Genomic DNA, 24,484 nt, shown 5'->3' on the forward strand with positions numbered 1-24,484 from the left:
GCAGTGGAAAGTTGCAGTTCGTTTATACGTTTAAACGAATTTGCTTGACAGAGCGAGGTGCGAACTGATTTGAGTTTACACGATTAAATCGGCTGTGCGTCGCTTCGATGCGCCGGGGTAGGGCCGGCCACGCGCGATCGACTGTGCAGCCTTCTCGCGAGGGAGGGAATAAAATGAGTCAGTTCACCAGGCGCTCGGTTTTACATCTTTCCGCCGGGCTGGCGGCTTCGGCTCTCGTGCTTTGCGCCGCCGCCTCGCAGGCGTCAGCAGCCGACAAGATCCTGCTGATCATCAACGGCGCGCTCGGCGACAAGTCCTTCTTCGATTCCGCCAATCGCGGCATCGAAATGATCAAGCAGAAATATGGCGACAAAGTCGAGACGCGGGTCCTGGAGATCGGCGATGATCCCACCAAATGGGAGCCTGCCCTGCTCGATGCCTCCGAGAAGGACTGGAACCTGATCATCGCCGGGACCTACTCGATCTCCGAGACGCTCGGCGAGGTCGCCAAGCAATATCCTGATAAGAAATACATCCTCTACGATGCCACCGTGCCTTACCAGGAGGGCGGCTTCGATAATGTCTATTCGATCCAATACAAGCAGAACGAGGGCTCCTATCTCGGCGGCGTGCTTGCTGCATCGCTTCTGAAATCGGGCAAGCTGCCCGCTGATGCCGGCACGGCGCTCGGCTTCCTCGGTGGCATGGATATCCCGGTCATCAATGACTTTCTGGTCGGCTACATCGCCGGCGCGCAATCGGTCAGCCCGGATGTGAAGGTCGCGGTCTCCTATGCCGGCTCCTTCACTGATGCCGCCAAGGGAAAAGAGCTTGGCCTCGCGCAATACCGCTCGGGCGTCGGCATCGGCTTCACCGCGGCTTCGCAGGCCGGACTGGGTCAGCTCTCGGCGGCCAAGGAAACCGGCAAGTTCGTGCTCGGTGTCGATTCCGATCAGGAGGCGATCTTTGCCGAGAGCGATCCGGCGATCGCTTCGCAGGTGATCAGCTCGGTCCTGAAGAATGTGGATGTCAGCCTGCTGCAGGCCTATGACCTTTACGCCGAGGGCAAGCTGCCATTCGGCTCGGGCAAGGCGGTCGGCTTGAGCGAAGGCGCCGTCGGACTGGTCGAGAGCGGCAATATGGCCAAGCTCGCCACGCCTGACGTGCTTGCCGCGGTCAAATCTGCAAAGGAGAAAATCGCGAGCGGCGAGATCAGGGTGCCGACCGCCTTCGGCATGTCGACCGAGCAGGTCGCCAAGCTCCGCGAGAGCGTGCGGCCCTGATCTGATGCGTGATGCCGGCCCCGACATTGCGGACGAGGTGCCGGCCGTCGCCTTCAATGGCGTCTCAAAGACGTACCCGAACGGCACGGTCGCGCTGAGCGACGTCTCGTTCGCGATCCGGAAGGGCTCGATCCACGCCGTCTGCGGCGAGAACGGCGCCGGCAAGTCGACGCTGATGAAAATCCTGTTCGGCTTGCTCGAGCCGACGGCGGGCGCGGTCCTGCTCGACGGCAGGCCAGTTGCCACCGGGGCCGCCGATTTCGCCGGCCAGCACGGCATGGGGATGGTGCACCAGCATTTCTCGCTGATCCCGACCCTGACGGTGACCGAGAACATCATCCTTGGCCATGAACCGCGAAAAGGCCTGGTGATCGATCGTGCCAAAGCCAAGCAGCTGGTCAGGACGCTCAGCCAGCAATACGACCTCTCCGTCGATCCCGATGCAGTGACGGGCCGCCTCTCCGTGGCGGCGCAGCAGAAGGTCGAGATCCTCAAGGCGCTATCGCGCGATACGCGCATACTGATCCTGGACGAGCCGACGGCGGTGTTGTCTCCGCCCGAAATCGAGGAGCTGTTCCACCGCCTGCGCGATCTGCGCGACCGGGGGATGACCATCATCTTCATTTCGCACAAGCTGAACGAGGTGCGTGCGCTGGCCGAAAGCGTCACCGTGCTGCGCGGCGGCCAGCTGGCCGGCACATCGAAGCTCGCGGATGTGCCGGACGATGCGATCATGCAGATGGTGATGGGCCGCGCAGTCGAGGTCGCCCGGCGCGTTCCTGCCCAGGCGGCCGGTCCTGCGGTACTGGTCGTCGAAAACGTCTCGACGGACGCGCGCAACGCCGCCGACCGGATCAAGGAGATTTCCCTCACGCTTCGCGCCGGCGAGATCGTCGGGGTCGCGGGCGTGGAAGGCAGTGGCCAGCGCGGCCTCGTATCGGTGCTCAGTGGCCTTATGAAGCCCGTTTCCGGTAGGATCATTTTCAATGGCCACGACATGACGGTGGCCGACCGCCTGACATGGCGCAGGGCAGGGCTCGCGAACCTGCCAGCCGACAGGTTCGGGCAGGGCGGTGCGCCGGCCCTGAGCTTGGTCGAAAACGGGATCGCCGGCACGGATGGCGACGAGGAGCTGCAGCGCGGACCGTTCCTGCGACGCAACGCCATTGCGGCGCGCGTCCGCGGGATGATCGCTGACTATTCTGTACGCAACCCCGGCATCCATGAACGACTGGATTCGCTGTCGGGCGGCAATGCCCAGAAGCTGATCGCCGCACGCGAGCTTGCGACGCGGCCGAAATTCCTGATCGCCGACGAGCCGACGCGCGGCATCGACGTGGCAGCCGCCGCGTTCCTGCACAGACGACTGGATGAGGTCGCGCGGAGCGGCTCAGCCATCCTGCTCGTAACGGCCGATCTGGACGAGCTGCTGCGTCTGTCGGATCGCGTGATCGTGCTGTTTGCCGGGCGCATCGCCGCAGAGTTCCGCAACGGAGCCGAACTCACACCCGACCGGCTAGGGCCCTTCATGCTTGGGCTGAAGGCGGCATCATGAACCGCAGCATTCTCGCGGGCCTTATCCAGCTCGTCGTCACTGCCGTCGTGGCTGCAGCGGTCGTTCTGATCGTGCTTATCCCCTTTGCACTGTTGCAGCCCGCACCGCTCGCTGTGCTGACGAGCTTCCTCATCGGTCCGCTCGACAGCGTTCGCCATATCGGGAACATCGCCGAGGTCGCCACACCGATCGCGCTGACCGGCCTTGCCGCGACTGTGATCTTCAGGTCCGGCCTGTTCAATCTCGGCACCGAGGGTGGCTTCTTTCTCGGGGGGCTTGCCGCAACGGCGGCGGTGCTGCTCTTGCCGCTACCCGGTTTTGCCGCGCCGCTGCTGGCTGTGGCGATCGGAGCCGCTGTCGGCAGTCTTGCCTGCATCGTCCCCGGCTATTTGCGCATCCGGCACGATGCCTCGGAAATGGTGACCTCGCTGGTCCTCAACTATGCGATCCTGTTCGCAGGCATCTTCGTGCTGAACTATGTGCTGCGCGATCCTGCCGCGGGGGCAATGATGTCGTACCGCATTCCGGCGGAGGCCCGGCTGGAGCGGCTCCTGCCCGGGACGCGACTGAACAGTGGTGCGATCATCGCGGTGGTAGCGTGCCTCGCCGCGGGCGTGTGGCTCTTCATGACACGGCCAGGCCTCAACCTCAGGATCATCGGCGCGAGCCCGGGCTTTGCCACCCATCTCGGTCTCCCGGCCGGACGGATCGTGATGGCAGCGCAGGTAGCCGGCGGCCTAATCGCCGGCATGGCGGGCGCGATCGAAGTGCTCGGCCTCTACCCGCGTTTCTCCTGGACGCAGCTCCCAGGCCTCGGCTGGACCGGCATCGTCGTCGCCATCCTGGCGCGCGAGAACCCGTTCCTTGTCCTGCCCGCTGCGCTCTTCCTTGGCTACCTGCAGGTCGGCGGCAACATCCTTTCCCAGGAAGTTGGAATCCCGACGGAAGTGGTGGGCCTGATCACGGCCGCTATCATGCTCACCGTCACGGCGAGTGCCATCTTCCAGAACCCGAAGCTGCTCAGGCTGATAAGAAGGTTCCGTCGCGCCGAGGTGCAGCCGTCATGACCTCCATGCTCGAGCTGCTCACGGATCCCGCGCTGTTCGCGACCGTGCTGAGAGTGATGACGCCGCTGCTGCTGGCGGCTCTCGGCGTCCTGATCTCCGATCGCGCGGGCGTATTCAACATCGGCATGGAAGGCATGATGCTGTCGGGCGCGCTGTCCGGCGTGTTGGTCAGCGCCTGGATCGGCAGCGCCTGGCTCGGCCTGCTCGCCGCAGTTCTGCTCTGCGCCGCCATCGGCGCCCTGATGGCAATCATCGTCAACAAGCTGGGCGCGCATCTCATCATAACCGGTATCGCGCTGAACCTCGCGGCATCGGCCGCCACCACGCTCGGCCTCTTTTTCGCGACAGGCGACAAGGGCATGTCAGGCTCGCTGAAGAGCGGCGTGCTCCCCAGCATAAGGCTGCCGGTCATTGACCAAATCCCGGTACTCGGGACTCTCCTGTCCGGACATCACGTTCTCACTTACCTCGCATTGCTGGCTGTACCGGTCGTGAGCCTGCTTGTCTGGCGCACGCCGTTCGGCCTGCATCTGCGCGCCGTCGGGGTCGACGCGAAATCGGCCGCGGCCGCAGGCATCCGGGTCGCTCGGGTGCAGATGCTGGCGTTGATGCTCTCCGGCGTGTTCGGCGGCTTGGCAGGAGCTTACCTTTCAATGGGTTACGTCAGCTGGTTCGCGCAGAACATGACGGCCGGTCGCGGCTTCATCGCGATCGCGGTCGAGGTGATGGGAGCAGCCAGCGCCTGGGGCACCCTGGCGGCTGCGGTCGTGATCGCGATCGCCGAGACGCTTGCCATCACGATGCAGAGCCTCGGCCTGCCCAATGAGCTGATGCAGATGATCCCCTATGTCGTGCCGATCGTCGTTCTGACGTTCTGGGCGAGCCGTCGCCGCGCTCTCGCACGCATTGCGCAACTCTCATAGCGAAAGACAGGAAGAACCATGAAGGCATGGGAACTCACCCGCGACCTCTTGCGCAACACCGAGCCGGTCGTCCGTTCGGCCGAGGAGCAGACCTGGGACGCCAGCGCGCACATGAACGCGCAGGACTTCGCGATGTCGCTGTTTTGGAAGAGCAAGGTGCCTGGTTCGGCCGCTCCCGAGAACCTCATGGCGGGCGCGCTGCAGTCCCTCGAGAGCAAGGGCTTTGTGCTGGCACCCTATGAGGTATTGCTGCGGGAGGGCATTGCCGTGGTCGAAAAGGGTGACTTCGAGCGGCTCTATACGCTGGACATGCGGTTGCGCGTGCTGATGCGCGCCGCGCGCCCCGACCCGCAACATCCCTCGCAAAAGACCGTCCGCTACCGCTCATGGGACGAGTTCGACGCGACGGTGACCTGGCCGGCCGACGCCGCAATTGACGTCGGCAGCGAGGACTTCGCAGATCGCATCCGTGGGGGCTGGCTGGCGCAGCTCGTAGGCGCGGCGGCAGGCACGGCGCTTGAAGGCTATTCGGCCGAAAACATCATGAAGGTGTTCGGGCCGATCAGGGGCTACGTGCGCGAGCCCAACACCTACAATGACGACATCACCTTCGAGATCGCCTTCCTCGAGGCCTTTGCCGAGAAGGGGCATGCGGTAACGGGCGTGGATATCTCCGAGAGATGGACATCGCTCATCCCGATGGCGTGGTCGGCCGAGGCGGTTGCGCTGGCCAACATAAGGCGAGGCCTGGTGCCGCCGGAAACCGCGACGACAGACAATCCGTTCGACGAGTGGATTGGCGCGCAGATGCGCGGCACCATCTGCGGCATGGTGGCGCCCGGCCTGCCACGCGAAGCGGCCCGGCTCGCCTGGATCGACGGCGAAATCTCGCATGCGGCGAACGGCATCCTGGGCGAAGTGTTCAACGCGGTGCTCGCCGCCCGCGCGTTCAGCGAGCCCGACGCGAACCGGCTGCTGGAATCGACGATAGCCCTGTTTTCGACCGAATCCGAATACGGCCAGGTTCTCGCTTTCGCGCTCGATGCCTGCCGCACTTCGCCGGACTGGCAGTCGGCCTGGTCTCGCTGCGACGAACGCTACGTCGAATATAACTGGATCCACGTCTACCCCAACGCCGCCGCGCAAGTCGTGGCGCTGTGGTTCGGCAAAGGTGATTTCGACCGAACGCTCGAAATTGTCTGCGGCATCGGCCATGACGTCGACTGCAATGCCGCGCAGATCCTGTGCGTGCTGGCGATCCAGCAGGGCAGCGGCATCATCGACCAGCGCTGGTCAGCGCCGCTGCTGGCCGGCGACATCGTCACCTATATGCGTCGCCCGGCGACGATTCCCTTCGGGAACCTGGTGGCGCAGACGGTCGACGCTGTCCGCAAATGGCATTGGTAGTTGTTCCTGCTGGATGTCTGATCTCGCGAGGCGGTTGCCGAACCGCGGTGTCGATCGCAGCGGCAACCAAGTCCTCGGCCTAGTCCCTCGATCGAAGGAACTGGCCACGCTCGAAGCCGAGGACGACGAGCAGAGCAACCGCCAATGGAATGAGCAGATAGAGCAGGCGGAAGACGAGAAGCGCTGCCAGCACGTCCTCTGGCGCCATTTCGGGCAAGCCGATGATGAAGACCAGCTCGAGAACCCCCAAGCCACCTGGGGCGTGCGACAGCAGCGCCGCACAAAATGAGGTGAGAAAGATGCCCAGCACCACGACGAAGCCAGGATTTCCGGTCTCCGGAAGTGTGAAGTAGATGATCGCAGCCGCCCCGATGAGTTCGATCGGGCCGACCACGAGCTGGCGCAACACTATCTCGGGACGGGGATATTCGAGCTTCAGTGAGCCCAGTTTCAGCGGAGGGAGCTTCAGAAAGCTGCCCAACATGTAGAGCGCCACACCGAGCAGCAGAAGCACGCCCATGAAGGTCGAAACCTGCAGCGGCAGCAGATCTGCAAATCGCTCGGTGAACTCTGGCTCCAGGATCAGGACGGCCCCCATCAGGATCACTGCCCCCAGCGCAAAGGTGACGGAGCATAGGGCGACCAGTATCCCCACCTCGCTGCCGGAAAGGCCGCGCGACTTATAGGCGCGATAGCGCACGAGCCCACCTGAAAAGACAGATGCTCCGATGTTGTGCGAGAGGGCATAGGTGGTGAAGGAGCACACAGTGACAAAGCGCCAGTCGACGTGCCGCCGCAGGTGCAGCAATGCGACGTGGTCGTATCCGGCAAGGGCGGCATAGGCGAGGAGCGTCCCAGCTATGGCAAGCAGCCAATCGCGTAGGGAGATGGCCGTGAGGCTGTCCCAAAGGTCATCAAGCGACATGTTGCGCAACTCCCCATAGAGCAACCATGCCGAAAACAGGACCGCGACGAGGCCGACGACTGGCCACACATGCTTTCCGACCTCCAAAGACACCTCCTTCTTTTGCCAACAGCTCGCGGTTGGCTCGCCAATCCCATAGTACGGAAAGGAGCACATGTTGCGAATGATTGCACAGAAGCCACTCCCTTCCCCTATCCATCCGGTTCTCAGGCGCCTGCGGTAAGAGGTCGCGTCCGACCTGATCTATGGCAGGCAAAGCGGCGTGCATCCGGGGCACGGAGTTCGCTGAAACCTTCCCGCTCGTCGCTGGAGGGCAGCCGGCAGCAAGTCCCAGCAGGGAGGTGCAATTTGTGATTATCGGCGGGGGCGTAGCAATTCGGCACTCGTCACTATCGAGGTGATCAATATTATGAACTGCGTCGAAGTCTCCTTCATTCCTGACGGGTGAATGAAGAACGATTCGCTCCAGACCGTTGGTGAAGACTGCCTTGATCTCTGAGATCCTCGCCGTAGCGGCTGCGCTCTGCGCTGCCCTGAGCTCGATGTTCATCAGCGAGCTGAAAGGACGTGTGCCGCTTCTTCAACTCGCCCGTTGGCAGATGACGGCGGCCTTCGTCATGACAGGGCTCATCTCGCTCTCGATCGGTGGATGGCGGTCGGTCGGTCTGTGGCAGTTCGGATTTCTGGCTGCCTCCAGCTTTTTTGGGATCGCGATAGCCAGTACCACCTATTTCGCAGCCATCTATTCTGTCGGCCCACGCATCACCGCGCTGCTCTTCTCCTTGACCTCGCCGTTTGCACTGACGATGGGCTACATCGCGCTTGGCGAAACGATCACGTTCCAGCAGGCGCTGGGCGTCGCTTTTGTCCTGTGCGGCATCGTGCTTGCCATCGGCACGCCTCGGCGCTTCATCACCCGTGGATCATCCGCGCCTGCGATGCCGGTTATAACCCCATCCAGCATTCCGGTGACGGTCGCTCCAAAGCCGCCTCTGAAAGGGCCGCTCTTTCCCGGTGTGGTGTTGGGTGTGGTGACCGCTTTCGGTCAGGCGCTTGGAACGCTGTTCGCTCGCCCTGCAATGGCTTCAGGCGTTGAGCCTTTCACCGCGATGGCCGTGCGCTCAGGTTTGGCAGCGCTGTTCTTTCTCGCGATCCTGGCTCTGCCTATCGGCCGCGCCGGCCGGGCAGCATTCCAGCCCGGCGCGCTGGGCCTCGCCATCGGTTCCGCCTTCTTCGGGATGGTGCTTGGGATGTCATTGCTGATGGCCGCGTTGCACGAAGGCGAGGCAGGCATCGTTGCCACCCTTTCGTCCATTACTCCGGTGCTGATCCTTCCAATGGTTTGGATCAGAAGTAGAGAACCACCCTCTCGACGCGCATGGTTCGGCGCTGGTCTCGCCGTTCTGGGAACTGCGCTTATCAGCATCTGAGAACCGTAGCTCTTCATGCTCGGAGGTCGGCTCTGGTTTGCACGCAGGCGCCGGAACCTCGCCTTGTGTCACTCGTTGCGACGAATTGACTCGTATGTTGACATAAAGATGTCTTTATATGCTATGCTTTGTCGCATCGGGAATGAAGAGTGTCGCTTATGTCCTCAGTTGCTGAACTCTTCGGGCCGGTCGCAGCCAAGCCGGACGGTTCCGAAATCCTAGCTGCCCTCGAAGCGGCGGCACGTGAGCGTATTCTGATCCTTGACGGCGCGATGGGTACGCAGATTCAGGGGCTGGGATTTCATGAGGACCAATTCCGCGGCGACAGGTTCGTCGGTTGCGCCTGCCATCAGCAGGGCAACAACGACCTTCTGATCCTCACCCAACCGAAAGCGATCGAGGATATCCATTACGCCTACGCCAAGGCCGGCGCGGATATCATCGAGACGAACACCTTCTCCTCCACGCGCATCGCGCAGGCCGACTACGGCATGGAGGACATGGTTTATGAGCTCAACCGCGATGGCGCGCGGCTGGTGCGCCGTGCCGCGATCCGTGCCGAACAGGAGGACGGGAAACGTCGCTTCGTCGCCGGCGCGCTCGGTCCGACCAACCGTACGGCGTCGATCTCGCCGGACGTGAACAATCCCGGCTTTCGGGCCGTCACCTTCGACGACCTCAGGATCGCCTATGGCGAGCAGCTTCGCGGCCTGATCGACGGCGGCGCCGACATCATCCTGATCGAGACGATCTTCGACACGCTGAACGCCAAAGCGGCGATCTTCGCAGCGGAGGAGATCTTCGCAGAGAAGGGCGTTCGCCTGCCGGTGATGATCTCCGGCACGATCACCGACCTCTCCGGCCGCACGCTCTCCGGACAGACGCCGACCGCGTTCTGGCATTCGGTGCGGCATGCGAGACCTTTCACGATAGGGCTGAACTGCGCATTGGGAGCGGCCGCCATGCGGCCGCACCTCACCGAGCTGTCGGATGCGGCCGATACCTTCATCTGCGCTTATCCGAATGCCGGCTTGCCGAACGCCTTCGGCCAGTATGACGAGAGCCCTGACTTCATGGCGAGCCAGGTCGAAGAGTTCGCACGCGAAGGGCTCGTCAACGTGGTGGGAGGCTGCTGTGGCTCGACGCCCGAGCACATCGCGGCGATCAGGGAGGCCGTGTCGAGGCACGCGCCACGCAGTGTCCCGAAACATTCACCGCTTATGCGCCTGTCCGGACTGGAGCCGTTCACCCTCACCAAGAACATTCCGTTCGTGAATGTCGGCGAGCGAACCAACGTTACCGGCTCGGCGAAGTTCAGGAAGCTGATCACCGCCGGCGACTACGCGGTCGCTCTCGACGTGGCGCGCGACCAGGTGGCGAACGGCGCGCAGGTCATCGACGTCAACATGGACGAGGGCCTGATCGACTCCAGGAAGGCGATGGTCGAGTACCTCAACCTTGTCGCTGCCGAGCCGGACATCGCACGTGTGCCGGTGATGATCGACAGCTCCAAATGGGAGGTGATCGAGGCCGGCCTGAAATGCGTGCAGGGCAAACCGATCGTCAACTCCATTTCGATGAAGGAAGGCGAGGAGCCGTTCCTTCATCACGCCAGGCTTTGTCGGATGTACGGCGCGGCCGTCGTCGTGATGGCCTTCGACGAGGCGGGTCAGGCCGACACCAAGGCACGGAAAGTCGAGATCTGCACGCGCGCCTATCATCTGCTGACAGAGCAGGCCGGCTTCGCGCCGGAAGACATCATCTTCGATCCGAACATCTTCGCGATCGCGACCGGCATCGAGGAGCACGACAATTATGGGGTCGACTTCATCGAGGCAACGGGCGAGATCACGGCCAAGCTGCCGCATGCGCACGTGTCCGGCGGTGTTTCGAACCTTTCCTTCTCTTTCCGCGGCAATGAGCCGGTACGCGAGGCCATGCACGCCGTGTTCCTCTACCATGCCATCCAGCGCGGCATGGATATGGGCATCGTCAATGCCGGGCAGCTCGCGGTCTACGAGTCCATCGGCCCCGAGCTGCGCGAGGCTTGCGAGGATGTGGTGCTCAACCGCAAGCCGAAGGCCGGCGGCACGGCGACCGAGCGCATGCTGGAGATCGCCGAGCGCTACAAAGGAGCCGGCGCGAAGGAGGCCAAGGAGAAGGATCTTGCCTGGCGCGAATGGCCGGTCGAGAAGCGCCTCGAACACGCCCTGGTCAACGGCATTACCGAGTTCATTGAACAGGATACGGAAGAAGCGCGGCAAAATGCCGAGCGCCCGCTCCATGTCATCGAAGGCCCTCTGATGGCCGGCATGAACGTGGTGGGCGACCTGTTCGGCGCGGGCAAGATGTTCCTGCCGCAGGTGGTGAAATCGGCTCGCGTCATGAAGCAGGCTGTGGCTGTCCTGCTGCCCTACATGGAGGCCGAAAAGGCCGCCAATGGCGGGGCAGATCGTGAGAGCGCTGGAAAGATCGTTATGGCGACGGTCAAGGGCGACGTTCACGATATCGGCAAGAACATCGTCGGTGTCGTGCTCGCCTGCAACAATTACGAGATCATCGATCTCGGCGTCATGGTTCCGGCGACGAAGATCCTACAGGTGGCCCGCGACGAGAAGGCCGACATCATCGGCCTGTCCGGCTTGATTACGCCGTCGCTCGACGAAATGGCCCATGTCGCCTCCGAGATGGAGCGGGAGGGCTTCGATATACCGCTGCTGATTGGCGGCGCGACGACCAGCCGCGTGCATACCGCCGTGAAGATCCATCCGCGCTACGAGCGCGGGCAGGCCGTCTATGTGACGGATGCCAGCCGCGCGGTCGGGGTGGTCTCGAGCCTGCTGTCATCGGAAACGAGGCCAGGCTACATCGAGAATGTGCGCGCCGAATACAAGAAGGTGACGGAGGCGCACGAGCGCTCGGAGCGCGACAAGCAGCGCCTGCCGCTGACCAAGGCGCGCGCCAATTCGCACAGGATCGACTGGGCGAGCTATGACCCGCCGAAGCCGTCATTCCTAGGCACGAAGGCGTTCGAGACCTGGGACCTCGCCGAGCTTGCCCGCTACATCGACTGGACGCCGTTCTTTCAGACCTGGGAGCTCAAGGGCCGCTATCCCAAGATCCTCGAGGACGAGAAGCAGGGCCCGGCGGCCCGCCAGCTCTTCGAGGACGCGCAGGATATGCTGAAGAAGATCATTGACGAGAAATGGTTCGCGCCAAGGGCCGTCATGGGCTTCTGGCCTGCCAATACCGTCGGCGACGATATCAGGCTGTTCACGGACGAGAGCAGGGCGCAGGAGCTCGCCACCTTCTTCACCCTGCGCCAGCAGCTCACCAAGCGCGACGGCAGGCCCAACGTCGCGCTCTCGGATTTCGTCGCGCCGCTCGAGAGCGGCAAGTCGGATTATGTCGGCGGCTTCGTGGTGACGGCCGGCATCGAGGAAGTGGCCATTGCAGAGCGGTTCGAACGAGCCAATGACGACTACAGCTCGATCCTGGTCAAGGCGCTCGCCGACCGTTTCGCTGAGGCTTTTGCGGAGCGCCTGCATGAGCGCGTGCGCAAGGAGTTCTGGGGCTATGCGCCGGACGAGGTTTTTGCACCGGACGACCTGATAGGCGAACCCTATCGGGGGATCCGCCCCGCGCCCGGCTATCCCGCACAACCCGACCACACCGAGAAGGTGACGCTGTTCAAGCTGCTCGACGCCGAGCAGAACGCCGGCGTCGCCTTGACCGAAAGCATGGCAATGTGGCCTGGCTCATCTGTCTCGGGAATCTATCTGTCGCATCCCGAAAGCTATTATTTCGGTGTCGCTAAGGTCGAGCGCGACCAGGTCGAGGACTACGCGCGGCGAAAGAACATGGGTGTGGCGCAAGTCGAACGCTGGCTCGGGCCGATCCTCAACTATGCGCATAAACCTTTTGCGGAAGCGGCCGAGTAATTTAGCGCCTGGTCGCAATGATCGCGCGAGCGTGAGAAGCGACCGAAGCGTGCTGTGGAACATTTTGCCGACGTAGCTTCTTAGGATCGTCATCGACGGGGCTGACGGCAGGGAGCATGTTGCGATCTCTGCGGCCGGCCATCGCTTCATGAGGACGCTCGTGGGCGACTGTCGGCGTCCCTTGATGTTGCCGCACGACTGGTGGTTGGACAGCACGAGTAAGCGATGACCCGGAGCACACCTCCTCGCAACGGGCATGCAGTCTGAGCGTCTGTTGTTTGCCTCAGCTTCCCGAATGCTCGCCGGGAGGAACATACCTCGACGCGAGCTGTTGTTAGGAGACCGGAAGTCCCAGAGGGCAGCTCATGCCGCAGATCTTTACGGCATCCGCCGACACGCGGCTGAGAACAGCGCTCCTTGTTTTCGTGCTGGTCCTATGTGGCTCGGTGCTGTTCGTCGGCGGCTACATGGATTCAAGCTACGCGACGCTGGTCGGCTGGGTGCGCGATCAGCCGGTTCCCTTCAGCCATGAGCATCACGTCGGCGGCCTCGGCATCGACTGCCGTTATTGCCACACCACTGTCGAGGTGAGCGCAAGGGCCGGCTTCCCGGCGACGCATATCTGCATGACTTGCCACTCCGAGCTTTGGACGGGTGCCCCCATGCTGGCGCCCATCCGGGAGAGCCTCGCCTCCGACAGGCCGATTGTCTGGCAGCGCGTCTCGAAGCTGCCGGACTACGTTTACTTCAACCACTCGATACATATCGCGCGGGGTGTGCCTTGCGTCGCCTGCCACGGCCGGGTCGATGAGATGCCGCTGATGGCGCGCGCTCAGCCCTTCCAGATGCGGTTCTGCCTGGATTGTCATCGCAATCCGGCGCCTCGTCTGCGCCCACCGGACCAGGTCACGCGGATGGACTGGTCCGACTGGGACAACCATCCCGAGGAGCACAAGCTCTATGGCGAGCTGATGGTGAAAGCCTACGGGATCCAGCCATCGAAGCTCGATAATTGCAACATCTGCCACAGGTGACAGGATGGCAGGCGAGAACCGAAACGACCCAATCGCGGCGATGCGCTCGCACTTGCGCGGGAAGACAGGCCGCGCGTTCTGGCGCAGCCTGGACGAGCTTGCGGACACTGCGGCGTTCCGCACTTTTCTGGAAGCGGAGTTCCCACCCCTCTCAGGGCCTTCCGACATCGACCGGCGCTCGATGCTGAAGGTCATGGCGGCTTCGCTCGCCTTGGCCGGCCTGACCGGGTGCGGCGGGAGCCCGGACCAGACGGCGCTGCCATACGTCGAAGCTCCGGAGTTCGTCGTTCCAGGCAAGCCGAAATGGTACGCAACGGCCGTCACGCTCGGCGGCTTCGTCCTGCCGGCTTTGGGGAAGACCCATGTCGGCAGGCCGGTCAAACTGGAAGGCAATCGGGACCACCCTGCAAGCGGCGGGGCGACCGATGCTTTCCTGCAGGCCTCGCTGCTCGGCCTCTACGATCCCGACCGCTCGCAGTCGCCTCGCATTCTGGGGCGGCCGACATCGTGGAGCTCTTTCGACGCGGCGATCACTGCCGGAGCGGCTGAGCTCGACCGCAGGCAAGGCGAAGGCTTTCGCCTGCTGACCGGTTCAGTCACATCGCCGACGATGTTGCGTCAGATCGAGGCTTTGCTCAGCCGCTGGGCGCAGGCGCGTTGGCACGTGCTCGAGCCTATCAATGACGACTTGGCCCTCGAGGCTGCGCGTCGCGTTTTCGCTCGTCCGCTCGACAGGCATCTGATGCTCGATGTGGCCGAGGTCGTCATCAGTCTCGACGATGACTTCCTTGGTCCTGGGCCGAGGCAGTCCGTACAGGCAAGACGTTGGTCGACACGCCGGCTCGCCTTCCAGGAGCGCCGGGGCGACAGCCGTCTTTTCGTCGCCGAGCCGACGCCAAGCCTCACAGGCGCCATGGCCGAGGACCGGCTCATCGCTTCACCTTCGAGGGTCGAGGCGCTGGGATACGCGATCGCAGCAGCTCTAGGGGTGGACGGGGCGAGCGCACCCGAGCTTGCCGACGAGGAGCGGCGTTGGGTCGATCGAGCCGTGGCAGCGCTGCGGAAAACTCCCGGCAAGACGCTCCTCACGGTCGGTCCCCAGCACTCGGCCGAACTCCAGGCACTTGGCCTGCTCTGCAACGAGCGCATCGGAGCCCTGGGCGCCACGCTGCGCTTCACCGATCCGATTGCCGCCATTCCGCCGGATGGCATTCGCTCCCTGGATATGCTTGCACAGGATATGGCCGCCGGACGCGTGACCACGCTTGCAGTCGTCGGTGCCAACCCGGCCTACACGGCGCCGGTGGCTCCCGATTTCAGGGCGGCCATGGAGAAGGTGCCGCTGAGGCTTCATGTGGGGCTTCATTACGACGAAACTGCCAGCCTCAGCCATTGGCATGTACCGCTCGCGCATGAACTCGAGTCCTGGAGCGACGCCCGCGCTGTGGACGGGACAGCGAGCATCCAGCAGCCTTTGATAAGGCCATTCTACGACGTGCGGCCGCTGCATGTCGTGATGGACAATCTCGTCGGCAGCCTGGGCGGCTCCGATCGCGACAGAGTCCAGGAGACGTGGCGTGCGTCATGGGGCGAAAGCTTCGACGGGCGCTGGCGCAATGCGCTCGTCCGCGGCTTCGTGGAAGCGAGTGCCGCCCCCTTCGTGGCGTCAGCCGTCGCGGATCGCAGCGTGCCACCGCATCGGGACGTCCAGAGGACAGGGCTGACGGTGGTCTTCCGGCCCGACCCGACGATCTGGGACGGCCGATTTGCCAGTAATCCATGGCTGCAAGAGACGCCGAAGCAACTGACCAAAATCACCTGGGGAAACGTCATCCTGGTGAGCCCTGCGCTCGCCAAAGAGCGCCGATTGCAGAACGGCGACGTGCTGCAGCTCGAAGCGGGCGGGCGGACGCTCACCGGCCCCGCCTGGATCATGCCCGGCCAGGAGGCAAACACCGTTACGGTGACGCTCGGCTATGGCCGTACCCATGCGGGGCGCGTCGGCAGCAATCTCGGTTATGACGCTTTCGCCATTCGCACCAGTGACTCGGCTTGGCGGATCGAGGGGGCAGCGCTGAGCTCGACCGGCAAGAAGGAGATCATCGCCACCACCCAGGCTCACCAGGCTCTGGATGGATTCGACTTCGTCCGCACGGTCGGCCAGCCCGACGCTGCAGGCTCAAGGCCGGACACGGTGCCTGGGCCGAATGCGGCTGGCGAGCAAAACAGCCAGCCGCCGAGTTTTTATCCCACTCGCGAATGGGACAGCCCATCCTGGGGAATGGCGATCGACCTCGATCTCTGCATTGGCTGCAATGCCTGCGTGGTTGCCTGCATGGCCGAGAACAACGTGCCGGTCGTCGGCAAGGAACTGGTGGCGGAAGGCCGCCAGATGCACTGGCTGCGCATCGACCAATATTACGAGGGCGATCCGGCCCAGCCGAAATCCTATTTCCAGCCGGTGCCGTGCATGCATTGCGAGCAGGCACCTTGCGAGATGGGATGCCCGGTGAATGCCGCGGTCCATAGCTTCGACGGGCTGAACCTGCAGGTCTACAATCGTTGCGTCGGAACACGCACCTGTTCCTCCTTCTGCCCCTACAAGGTGCGCCGCTTCAACTGGTTCGACTATACGGGCGACGACCCCGAGGAGCTCCGTGCTGCCCGCAACCCGGATGTCACGATACGCAGCCGCGGCGTGATGGAGAAATGCACCTACTGCGTGCAGCGCATCAGTGAGGCGCGTATCGCCGCCAAGATCGAGGGTAGGGCGATCCGCGACGGGGACGTTGTGACAGCCTGTCAGCAGGCCTGCCCGACCCGGGCCATCACCTTCGGCGATGTCATCGATCCGGAAACCCAGGTGAGCCGTCGCAAGGCCAGCCCGCGCAACTACAGCCTGCTCGAAGAGGCGAACACACGGCCGCGCACCACCTATCTCGCGCGTATCGAAAGCACAGGAGGGGGCGCAGAGGACGGAACTGGATGACCCATATCGCGGCAGAGCCTGGCGATCGATATGCGGCGGTCACGGAGGAGATCGCGCAAATTCCGCTGCACTATCCGGATCCGGTGGCCTGGCGGATCTGCTTCGGCTTCGCGCTACTTCTGCTCCTCAGTTTCTTCATCTCTGCCGGTGTGCTCTTCGCCAACGGCGTTGGGGTCTGGGGCAACAATATCCCCGTGAATTGGGGGTTAGCTATTGCCAACTACATCTGGTTTCTCGGCATAGGCCACGCCGGCACGCTGATCTCGGCGATGTTGCTGCTGCTCGAGGCACACTGGCGCAATTCGCTCAATCGCTTCGCCGAGGCGATGACGCTGTTCGCCGTCATCTGCGCGGGGCTCTATCCGATCCTGCATCTGGGGCGGCCCTGGTACTTCTACTGGATCGCACCCTATCCCAACACGATGAGCATATGGCCGCAGTTCAAGAGCCCGCTCACCTGGGACTTCTTCGCGGTGCTCACCTACCTCACCGTCTCGGTGCTGTTCTGGTACGTCGGCATCGTGCCGGATCTGGCCGCCGTACGCGATCGGGCAAAGAAGCGTCGTCAGCAGGTCTTCTACGGCCTCGTTTCGCTGGGCTGGCGCGGCTCTGCCCGCCATTGGGCGCGCTGGCGACAATCCTACCGGCTCACCGCCGCAATCGCCGTGCCGCTCGTCGTTTCGGTCCATTCCGAAGTCTCCCTGCTGTTCGCGGCCGGACCCATTCCCGGTTGGACCTCGACGGTCTTCCCGCCCTATTTCGTGCTCGGCGCGGCGTTCTCCGGCTTCGCTGTCGTCTCCATGATCGCGGTCGTGCTGCGCCATACGCTCGGCCTTACAAACCTTGTCGGCGAGCGGCATTTGGACCTGCTCGGCAAGTTCGTGCTCGCGACCGGGCTTATGACCGCCTATGGTTATTGGGCCGAGGTCTTCGACGCATTCTATTCCGGCGACAGGCAGGACATCGGGACCTTGATGGACCGGCTCGCCGGCGACTACGCCTGGAGCTACTGGGGCGCGGTCGTCCTCAATTTCCTACCGCTTCAGCTCCTGTGGTGGCGCGCCATCAGGACCAATCCGGTGCTCCTCTTGCTCATCAGTCTCTCGGTGACCATCGGAATGTGGTTCGAGCGTTATATGCTGCTCGTCACCACACTCTATCGCGACTGGCTCGTATCGTCCTGGGGCGCCTATCACCCGAGCTTTTGGGAATGGTCGCTCTTTGCCGGCATGCTCGGTGTCTTCCTGGTCCCGTTCCTGCTTTTCGTGCGCTTCCTGCCCGTCATCTCTTCCTTCGAGATCAAGGAGGCCGCCTTCGAGGAGCAGCATGATGCGTGAGCCGTCCAGCTCGAGCGGCCTCTTCGGCCTGCTCGCCGAATTTGATCGTCCCGAGCGGCTCGTCGACGGCGTCCGCCATGCGCGCGAGGCCGGCTTCCGGCAAGTGGATGCCTATTCGCCTTTCCCGATCGAGGGTCTGGCTGAGGAACTCGGCTTCCGCGACCAGCGTGTGCCCTGGTTGACACTGATCGGCGGCATGTTCGGCGCGGCTCTCGGCTACGGCATGCAGGTCTACACGAACGAAAGTTTTCAGATCGATATCGGGGGCAGGCCGCTCATCGCCAACCCCGCTTTCATGTTGATCACCTTCGAGCTGATGGTGCTTTTTGCCGTGCTGTTCTCGATCGGAGGAATGCTGGCGCTCAACCATCTGCCGCGCCTCAATCATCCGCTATTCGGTGTCGAAGCCTTCCATCTAACGAGCAAGGACAAGTTCTTCCTCGTCATCCTCAGCAACGATCGGAAATTCGACCGCGAGAAGACGCGAAGCTTCCTCGAGGGCCTCGACCCGGTCCGGGTGAATGCGGTCGGGTACTCGGAGGAACCCGTATGACACGAGCGCTCATCGCGCTGATGCTCCTGCTCCCGGTCTCAGCCTGCGACCAGATGAGCCATCAGCCCCGCTACGATTCCTACGAGCCAAGCAGCCTGTTCGCGGATGGCAAGTCCATGCAGGCGCCGCCGGATGGCGCGATCGCGCGCGACGACCCGGAGCGGCTCGCCGCATTGCAGCAGAAACCTGCAATGAGCCTCGGCCTCATCGAGCGCGGTCGCGAGCGCTTCGACATCTACTGCACACCCTGTCACGATCATGCCGGATACGGCCAGGGCGCAGTGCCGGCCCGCGGTTTTCCGCACCCGCCGAGCTTTCACATCGCGCGCCTGCGCGAGGCGCCATCCTCCTATTTTGTGGATGTCATCACGCAAGGCCATGGCGTCATGTATTCCTATGCCGATCGCGTGATGCCCGCCGATCGCTGGGCGATCGCCGCCTATATCCGCGCCTTACAGCTCAGCCAGGATCCACCTGTCGCCGCCCTGTCACCTGACGAACGCGCGAAGCTGGGGGAGGGCGGTTCGTGAACGGCGCGCGACACAGCTCCGAACGTTGGCAACGCCTCGCAGCGCTCGCAGGCGCGATGGGCATCGCCCTGGCGCTTTTCCTTTCATATGCAGCGCCGGGTGCACTCGGCGGCTGGCTTGCGGCCTTCTTTTTCTGGTCGAGCTTGCCGATCGGCGCGCTCTGTCTGGCCGCAATGATGGGGCTGATCCCCGGCGTATGGCGAGCGGAACTCCAGGCCCAGGCGGGCGCCGCGCTCTTGCTCTTGCCGCTTGCCGCCCTTTCCGTCATTCCCGTACTGGTCGGTCTTGCCGGCCTCTATAGCTGGGCGAGCGCCCCAGGCAGCGAGGGCTTCCGCGGCATCTATCTCTCGCCGCTCTTCTTCATCGGCCGTACAGTGATCTTTTTCGCCGCAACAGGTGCGATCGCGCTTCTCCTCTTGTTGCGGCCACGATCGACGGCAATCGCCGCAGCCGGCCTGATCGTTTTCGTCCTTCTCGACACCACCATCGCCGTCGACTGGCTGATGTCCCTCGAACCCGACTTCCACTCCTCGGGCTTTGGGCTCTACGTGCTTTCCATTCAGGCCACGATCGCGCTCGCTTTCCTGATCTTGTCGAGCCTGTTCGCCGGCAACCCGGGCGCACGTACCGAAGTTCTTGGCGGGCTCCTGCTCACGGCCTTGCTGCTGTGGGCCTATCTCGCCTTCATGCAGTATGTCATCAGCTGGTCGGACAATCTTCCGGCCAGCGTCTCCTGGTATCAGCAGCGCGGCCGAGGCGTCTGGTCGCTTTTCGAGTATGCGATCGCCATGCTCGGCTTGGCGCCTCTATTGCTGCTCCTCTTTCCGCCCGTCCGTTGCAGCCGCACCTGGCTGATCGCGCTGTGTTTCGCGGTGCTCGCAGGTAAGGCGCTGGAGGCCGTTTGGCTTGTGCTGCCGGTGGCCGCGGGTCGTCCGGGGCTCACCGCGGCGGCGACGCTGCTTGCCTTCGCGGGGATCGGCGCGCTGAACCTGGCAGCCTTCCCGACGTCGATGCGGCTTCGGCCTCGCATCAGCGGATCGTGGCGCGAACGAGCGGAGTCCTTGCCGTGAGCGCTGTCGAACGACACAGCCAGGAGTCCTTGAAGCGATCGAAGCGGAAAGGCTTCGAGCCGAGTGACGCACCGGCGCGTGGGGTCGCCTATGCGGTGCTTGGCCTCTTCGCCGGCATTGGCCTTTCATTGGCTTTCGTCGCGGGGATGTTCGCCCTGTTTGGCCATTCGCATGGGCCGAGTGCGCCAAGCTCGCTCGAGGCGGCGCCTCCGGCCCGCGCCGGGCCGCGCCTTGAGATTTCCCCCGAAATCGACCGTGCGGCGATCGAGGCCGCTGCGCGCACGAAGCTGGAAGGCTACGCCTGGACTGACCGCAAGGCCGGACGAGCCCATATTCCCATAGACCGGGCAATGGAGCTGCTGGCCAGGCAGGGCTGGCCTGATGGGCCCAACGCTGGAGCGCCGCAGCCATGAAGCGGCTCGTCCTAATTCTCATCGTCATTCTTGCCGCTTGGCCGGCATTTGCTTTCAATCCGTTCGTAGAGGCGGGAATAGATCAGCACCCCGGCGCTCAGGTGCCGTTCGACATCGTCTTTCGAGACGAGCAGGGCCATCCGGTGACCTTGCGTTCGCTCGGCCAGGGCAGGCCGATCGTGCTTGCCCCGGTGCTGCACAACTGCCCGAACATATGCGGCATCACGCTTTCGGGGCTCGTTCAGGCGGTGCAGACCCAAAGCTTCTTGCCTGGACGAGATTTCGTCATTGTCTCTTTCGGCATCGATCCAAAAGAGGGGCCGACCGAAGCGCGAAAGTCCATGGCCGACCTGGAAAAGGCTTTTCCGAGCTTGCCGACGGATGGAATCCGGGCGCTGACCGGCGCGGCGCCAGATATCAAGGCGGTCACGCAAGTGCTGGGGTACCGCTATGCCTGGGATGAAGGCATCGGCCAGTACGCCCACATCGCCGCCGTCGCGGTGCTTACGCCCGATGGCCGTCTCGCACGCTGGCTCTACGGAGTTGCGCCCGAGCCGGCAGACTTGAAGCTGGCGCTCACCGAAGCCGGCGAGGGGCGGCTCGGCACCTGGGGCGACCAGCTCCTGCTGCTCTGCTACCACTACGATGCTCGGACGGGTCGCTACGACTCGATGGTGAACTGGCTGCTGCGGATCGGCGGTGGCGTGACCGTGGCACTTGGCGCCGGCCTGATCGGGATTGCGCTCCTGCGCGAGCGGCGGAGGGGGAGCCCCCCGTGATCGACCAGCTCCTGCCCTGGGCGAGCCAGGCGTCGACACACGCGTCCGAGGTGGACCTGCTCGCTTTTACATTCCTCCTGCTGATCGCCCTGCTTGCCGCGCCGGTCTTCATTCTGATCGTTGTCTTCGCGGTGAAGTATCGCCGCGGCAGGCCGGCCGACCGCTCCGATCCGGTCAACCGCAGCATCTGGATCGAGACTTCCTGGGCAATGATCCCCTTCATCCTGACGCTCGCCTTCTTCGTTTGGGCGACACACCTCTATGCGGACTTGTACTATCCGCCAGCGGACGCACTCGAGGTCGACGTCGTCGCCAAGCAGTGGATGTGGAAGTTCGAGCACCCCGGCGGGCAGCGGGAAATCAACGAACTGCATGTGCCGGTGAATGAGCCGGTGAAGCTCATCATGGCATCGCAGGACGTGATCCATAGCCTGTTCATCCCGGCCCTGCGGATAAAGCGCGACGTCGTACCCGGGCGTTACACGACGATGTGGTTCACAGCCGACAAGCCTGGCATCTACCACCTGACCTGCTCCCAGTTCTGCGGCACGGACCACTCCCTCATGGGTGGCCGTTTCGTGGTGATGACGAAAGCCGACTACACGCGCTGGCTCGAAGAATCCGGTGTCGACCAATCGCTTGTCGACCGGGGCGCGGCTCTCTTCCGCAGCAAGGGATGCAGCGGCTGCCACGGTCCTTCCTCGACAGTACACGCCCCGCCGCTGGAGGGGCTTTTCGGCAGCCCTGTGCCGCTGCAGAGCGGAGAGGTCGTAACCGCCGACGAGCGCTACATCCGCGACAGTATCCTCTTGCCTCACTCCCAGGTTGCGGCCGGCTATCCGGACATCATGCCGACCTTCCAGAACATCCTGGACGAAGAACAGGTGATGGAGCTGGTCGCCTACATCAAATCGCTGCGAACAGCACCCCGGAAGGAAACGCGATGACCGAGACGCTCGCACGCGAACCCGGCCCCGACCGGACCAACCTCAATGATCGGGGCCTATCGGAAACCCAGAGCGAGCGGCAAAGCTACCTCCGTGCCGGCCACACTCTCAGATCCTGGTTGCTGACGACGGATCACAAACGCATCGCGATCCTTTATCTCATCTCTGTCACGCTGTTCTTCTTCATCGGCGGCGCGGCGGCGGCGTTGATCCGTCTCGACCTCTTGACGCCGCAGGGCGACCTCCTCTCGAACGAGGGCTACAACCGCGCCTTCACGCTGCACGGCGTGATCATGGTGTGGTTCTTCCTCATTCCGTCGATCCCCAACACCTTCGGCAATTTCCTTATTCCGCTGATGATCGGCGCCCGCGACCTGGCGTTCCCGCGGCTCAACCTGCTCAGCTGGTATATCTACCTGCTGGGCGGGCTCTTCACCCTCTTTGTGCTGATCGGAGGCGGCGTCGACACCGGCTGGACCTTCTACACGCCGCTGTCATCGATGTTCGCCAACGGGCATGTCGTGCTCGTCGCGGCTGCCGTCTTCATCGTCGGTTTCTCATCCATCCTGACCGGCCTCAACTTTATCGTGACGGTGCATAAGCTGCGCGCGCCGGGCATGACATGGGGGCGCCTCCGCCTGTTCGTGTGGTCACACTACGCGACCTCGCTCATCCTCGTGCTGGCTACTCCGGTACTGTCCATCACGCTTGCGCTGATGGCGGCCGAACGGCTCTTCGGGCTCGGCATCTTCGACCCGAAGCTTGGCGGGGACCCGCTGCTCTTCCAGCATCTGTTCTGGTTCTACAGCCATCCGGCCGTCTACATCATGGTGCTGCCGGCCATGGGCGTCGTCAGCGAACTCGTGGCAGCCGCGGCGCGGAAGCCGGTCTTCGGCTACTGGTTCGTGGCCGGCTCCTCGATCGCGATCGCAGTCATCGGGTTCCTGGTCTGGGGCCACCACATGTTCGTGGCGGGCCAGTCCATGTATGCGAGCGCGGTCTTCTCGTTCCTGAGCTTGGCGGTCGCGGTGCCTTCCGCGATCAAGGTCTACAACTGGACGGCGACCCTGCAAAAAGGCCAGATCGCACTCGACCCGCCCTTCTTCTTCGCGATGAGCTTCATCGGGCTGTTTGTCATCGGGGGGCTGACCGGCCTCATACTGTCCATGCTGGCGATCGACGTCCACGTGCATGACACCTATTTCGTGATCGCGCATTTCCACTACATCATGGTCGGCGGCACGGTTTCCGCCTATTTCGGGGCGTTGCACTTTTGGTGGCCGAAGATGGTCGGTCGTACCTATTCTTTTGTCTGGGGCAGGCTCTCGGCGATCTTCATCTTCTTCGGTTTCAACCTGACCTTCTTCCCGCAGTTCATTTTGGGCTACCTCGGCATGCCGCGGCGCTACCATGTCTACGATCCGGCGTTCCAGGTATTCCACGTGCTCTCGTCCGCCGGCGCCTCGATCCTCGCCATCGCCTATGTCATGCCGTTTGCCTATCTGCTCTGGTCGATGCGCTACGGAGATGCCGCAGGCCCCAATCCTTGGGGCGCGACCGGCCTCGAATGGACCGTTCCGTCGCCGCCGCCCAAGCACAATTTCCACACGATCCCGGTCGTGACGGAGCAGCCTTACAACTTCCCGCTCGAGAGGAAAGAAGATGGCTGACCGGGTGGACGTCAGCGAGCCCTTTCAGGCCCCGGCGCAGCAGCGCGAGGCGGCCATGATGGGCATGTTTGTCTTTCTCGGTACAGAGATCATGCTCTTCGGCGGCATTTTCACAGCGATCTTCGTCGCTCGCCTGCTGCACACCGAACAGGTGGTCGAGGCCTCGAAGCGGATGCACGTCTTCATCGGTGGCATCAACACCGCCGTCCTGTTGACCTCGAGCCTCGCGGTCGCGCTCGCCGTCCACTCGGCGCGGGCTCGAAAGGCGCGCCGTTCAGCGGCTCTGCTCGCCGGCGCCGCGCTTCTCGGCCTCGCTTTTCTTGGTCTCAAGGCCTTCGAATATTGGGAGGAGTATCGGGATGGCCTATTGCCGATCTTCAGCGATCCCCCGCGCTTCTCAACGCCGGCTGAGCACCTATTCATGAACCTCTATTTTCTCGGTACCGGACTGCACGCCGTTCATGTCACGATCGGGATCGTACTGCTCACCGGTGTTGCGGTCAGGCTTGTTCTCAATTCGCTGCGCCTGCCGGACCGGACCGTCGTGGTCGAGGCCAGTGGACTCTATTGGCACCTTGTCGACGTGATCTGGGTGTTCCTCTATCCCGCTCTTTATCTTGCGCGGTGAGGG

At 63.3% G+C, this 24,484-nt stretch carries 19 protein-coding genes; 18 read left to right on the forward strand and 1 reads right to left on the reverse strand.

All coding sequences use genetic code 11. From position 1 onward, the window contains the following. Window positions 1-173 precede the first annotated feature (173 nt). The 5 genes from SAZ10_RS17440 to SAZ10_RS17460 are packed head-to-tail and all read left to right on the forward strand — an operon-like array spanning window position 174 to window position 6,235. Window positions 174-1,283 (forward strand): BMP family ABC transporter substrate-binding protein, encoded by a 1,110-nt coding sequence (locus SAZ10_RS17440; protein ID WP_318610621.1) that lies wholly within the window; start codon window positions 174-176, stop codon window positions 1,281-1,283. A gap of 4 nt (window positions 1,284-1,287) precedes the next feature. Continuing rightward, window positions 1,288-2,838 carry an ABC transporter ATP-binding protein gene (locus SAZ10_RS17445; protein ID WP_318610623.1) on the forward strand — a complete coding sequence of 517 codons (1,551 nt, stop codon included), beginning with the start codon at window positions 1,288-1,290 and terminating at the stop codon, window positions 2,836-2,838. After that, window positions 2,835-3,905: an ABC transporter permease gene (locus tag SAZ10_RS17450; protein WP_318610624.1), complete on the forward strand. Its 1,071-nt coding sequence runs from the start codon at window positions 2,835-2,837 to the stop codon at window positions 3,903-3,905. Before SAZ10_RS17445 ends, SAZ10_RS17450 begins: the two co-directional genes overlap by 4 nt. Beyond that, the gene (locus SAZ10_RS17455; protein ID WP_318610626.1) at window positions 3,902-4,828 is read left to right on the forward strand and encodes an ABC transporter permease; all 927 of its coding nucleotides are present in this window, start codon (window positions 3,902-3,904) and stop codon (window positions 4,826-4,828) included. Before SAZ10_RS17450 ends, SAZ10_RS17455 begins: the two co-directional genes overlap by 4 nt. 18 nt (window positions 4,829-4,846) lie before the next feature. After that, the gene (locus SAZ10_RS17460) at window positions 4,847-6,235 is read left to right on the forward strand and encodes an ADP-ribosylglycohydrolase family protein (RefSeq protein WP_318610627.1); all 1,389 of its coding nucleotides are present in this window, start codon (window positions 4,847-4,849) and stop codon (window positions 6,233-6,235) included. 79 nt (window positions 6,236-6,314) lie between these two features. Here the strand turns inward: SAZ10_RS17460 and SAZ10_RS17465 are convergent, their stop codons facing one another. Further along, on the reverse strand, window positions 6,315-7,247 hold the full coding sequence (locus tag SAZ10_RS17465; RefSeq protein ID WP_318610629.1) for a YbhN family protein: 933 nt from the start codon (window positions 7,245-7,247) through the stop codon (window positions 6,315-6,317). A gap of 401 nt (window positions 7,248-7,648) precedes the next feature. Here SAZ10_RS17465 and SAZ10_RS17470 point away from each other — a divergent pair, with 401 nt between their 5' ends. The 13 genes from SAZ10_RS17470 to SAZ10_RS17530 all read left to right on the forward strand — a co-directional run bounded on the left by SAZ10_RS17470 (window position 7,649) and on the right by SAZ10_RS17530 (window position 24,481). Further along, window positions 7,649-8,590 (forward strand): DMT family transporter, encoded by a 942-nt coding sequence (locus SAZ10_RS17470; protein ID WP_318610630.1) that lies wholly within the window; start codon window positions 7,649-7,651, stop codon window positions 8,588-8,590. Between the two features lie 158 nt (window positions 8,591-8,748). Continuing rightward, window positions 8,749-12,531: a methionine synthase gene (metH, locus tag SAZ10_RS17475; protein ID WP_318610631.1), complete on the forward strand. Its 3,783-nt coding sequence runs from the start codon at window positions 8,749-8,751 to the stop codon at window positions 12,529-12,531. A 365-nt stretch (window positions 12,532-12,896) separates the two neighbouring features. Further along, complete coding sequence (locus SAZ10_RS17480; protein WP_318610632.1) at window positions 12,897-13,565, forward strand: cytochrome c3 family protein; 669 nt, start codon at window positions 12,897-12,899, stop codon at window positions 13,563-13,565. 4 nt (window positions 13,566-13,569) lie between these two features. After that, entirely contained in the window at window positions 13,570-16,554 is a 2,985-nt protein-coding gene (locus SAZ10_RS17485) for a TAT-variant-translocated molybdopterin oxidoreductase (RefSeq protein ID WP_318610633.1), read from the forward strand. Next, window positions 16,551-17,891 (forward strand): NrfD/PsrC family molybdoenzyme membrane anchor subunit, encoded by a 1,341-nt coding sequence (nrfD, locus tag SAZ10_RS17490; RefSeq protein WP_318610635.1) that lies wholly within the window; start codon window positions 16,551-16,553, stop codon window positions 17,889-17,891. Before SAZ10_RS17485 ends, nrfD begins: the two co-directional genes overlap by 4 nt. After that, complete coding sequence (locus SAZ10_RS17495) at window positions 17,881-18,444, forward strand: DUF3341 domain-containing protein (protein WP_318610637.1); 564 nt, start codon at window positions 17,881-17,883, stop codon at window positions 18,442-18,444. Before nrfD ends, SAZ10_RS17495 begins: the two co-directional genes overlap by 11 nt. Then, window positions 18,441-18,974 (forward strand): cytochrome c, encoded by a 534-nt coding sequence (locus SAZ10_RS17500; RefSeq protein WP_318610638.1) that lies wholly within the window; start codon window positions 18,441-18,443, stop codon window positions 18,972-18,974. The genes SAZ10_RS17495 and SAZ10_RS17500 overlap by 4 nt, the downstream gene beginning before the upstream one ends. Continuing rightward, window positions 18,971-20,044 carry a hypothetical protein gene (locus SAZ10_RS17505; RefSeq protein WP_318610639.1) on the forward strand — a complete coding sequence of 358 codons (1,074 nt, stop codon included), beginning with the start codon at window positions 18,971-18,973 and terminating at the stop codon, window positions 20,042-20,044. Before SAZ10_RS17500 ends, SAZ10_RS17505 begins: the two co-directional genes overlap by 4 nt. Then, on the forward strand, window positions 20,041-20,457 hold the full coding sequence (locus tag SAZ10_RS17510) for a hypothetical protein (RefSeq protein ID WP_318610640.1): 417 nt from the start codon (window positions 20,041-20,043) through the stop codon (window positions 20,455-20,457). The genes SAZ10_RS17505 and SAZ10_RS17510 overlap by 4 nt, the downstream gene beginning before the upstream one ends. Continuing rightward, entirely contained in the window at window positions 20,454-21,236 is a 783-nt protein-coding gene (locus tag SAZ10_RS17515; RefSeq protein ID WP_318610641.1) for an SCO family protein, read from the forward strand. Before SAZ10_RS17510 ends, SAZ10_RS17515 begins: the two co-directional genes overlap by 4 nt. Then, entirely contained in the window at window positions 21,233-22,183 is a 951-nt protein-coding gene (coxB, locus tag SAZ10_RS17520; RefSeq protein ID WP_318610642.1) for a cytochrome c oxidase subunit II, read from the forward strand. Before SAZ10_RS17515 ends, coxB begins: the two co-directional genes overlap by 4 nt. Then, window positions 22,180-23,853 (forward strand): cbb3-type cytochrome c oxidase subunit I, encoded by a 1,674-nt coding sequence (locus SAZ10_RS17525; RefSeq protein ID WP_318610643.1) that lies wholly within the window; start codon window positions 22,180-22,182, stop codon window positions 23,851-23,853. Before coxB ends, SAZ10_RS17525 begins: the two co-directional genes overlap by 4 nt. Continuing rightward, window positions 23,846-24,481, forward strand: a complete 636-nt coding sequence (locus SAZ10_RS17530) for a cytochrome c oxidase subunit 3 (protein WP_318610644.1) — start codon at window positions 23,846-23,848, stop codon at window positions 24,479-24,481. The genes SAZ10_RS17525 and SAZ10_RS17530 overlap by 8 nt, the downstream gene beginning before the upstream one ends. Window positions 24,482-24,484 lie beyond the last annotated feature (3 nt).

It is taken from the genome of Mesorhizobium sp. BAC0120 (assembly GCF_033542235.1).
Lineage (GTDB): Bacteria > Pseudomonadota > Alphaproteobacteria > Rhizobiales > Rhizobiaceae > JAWRCU01.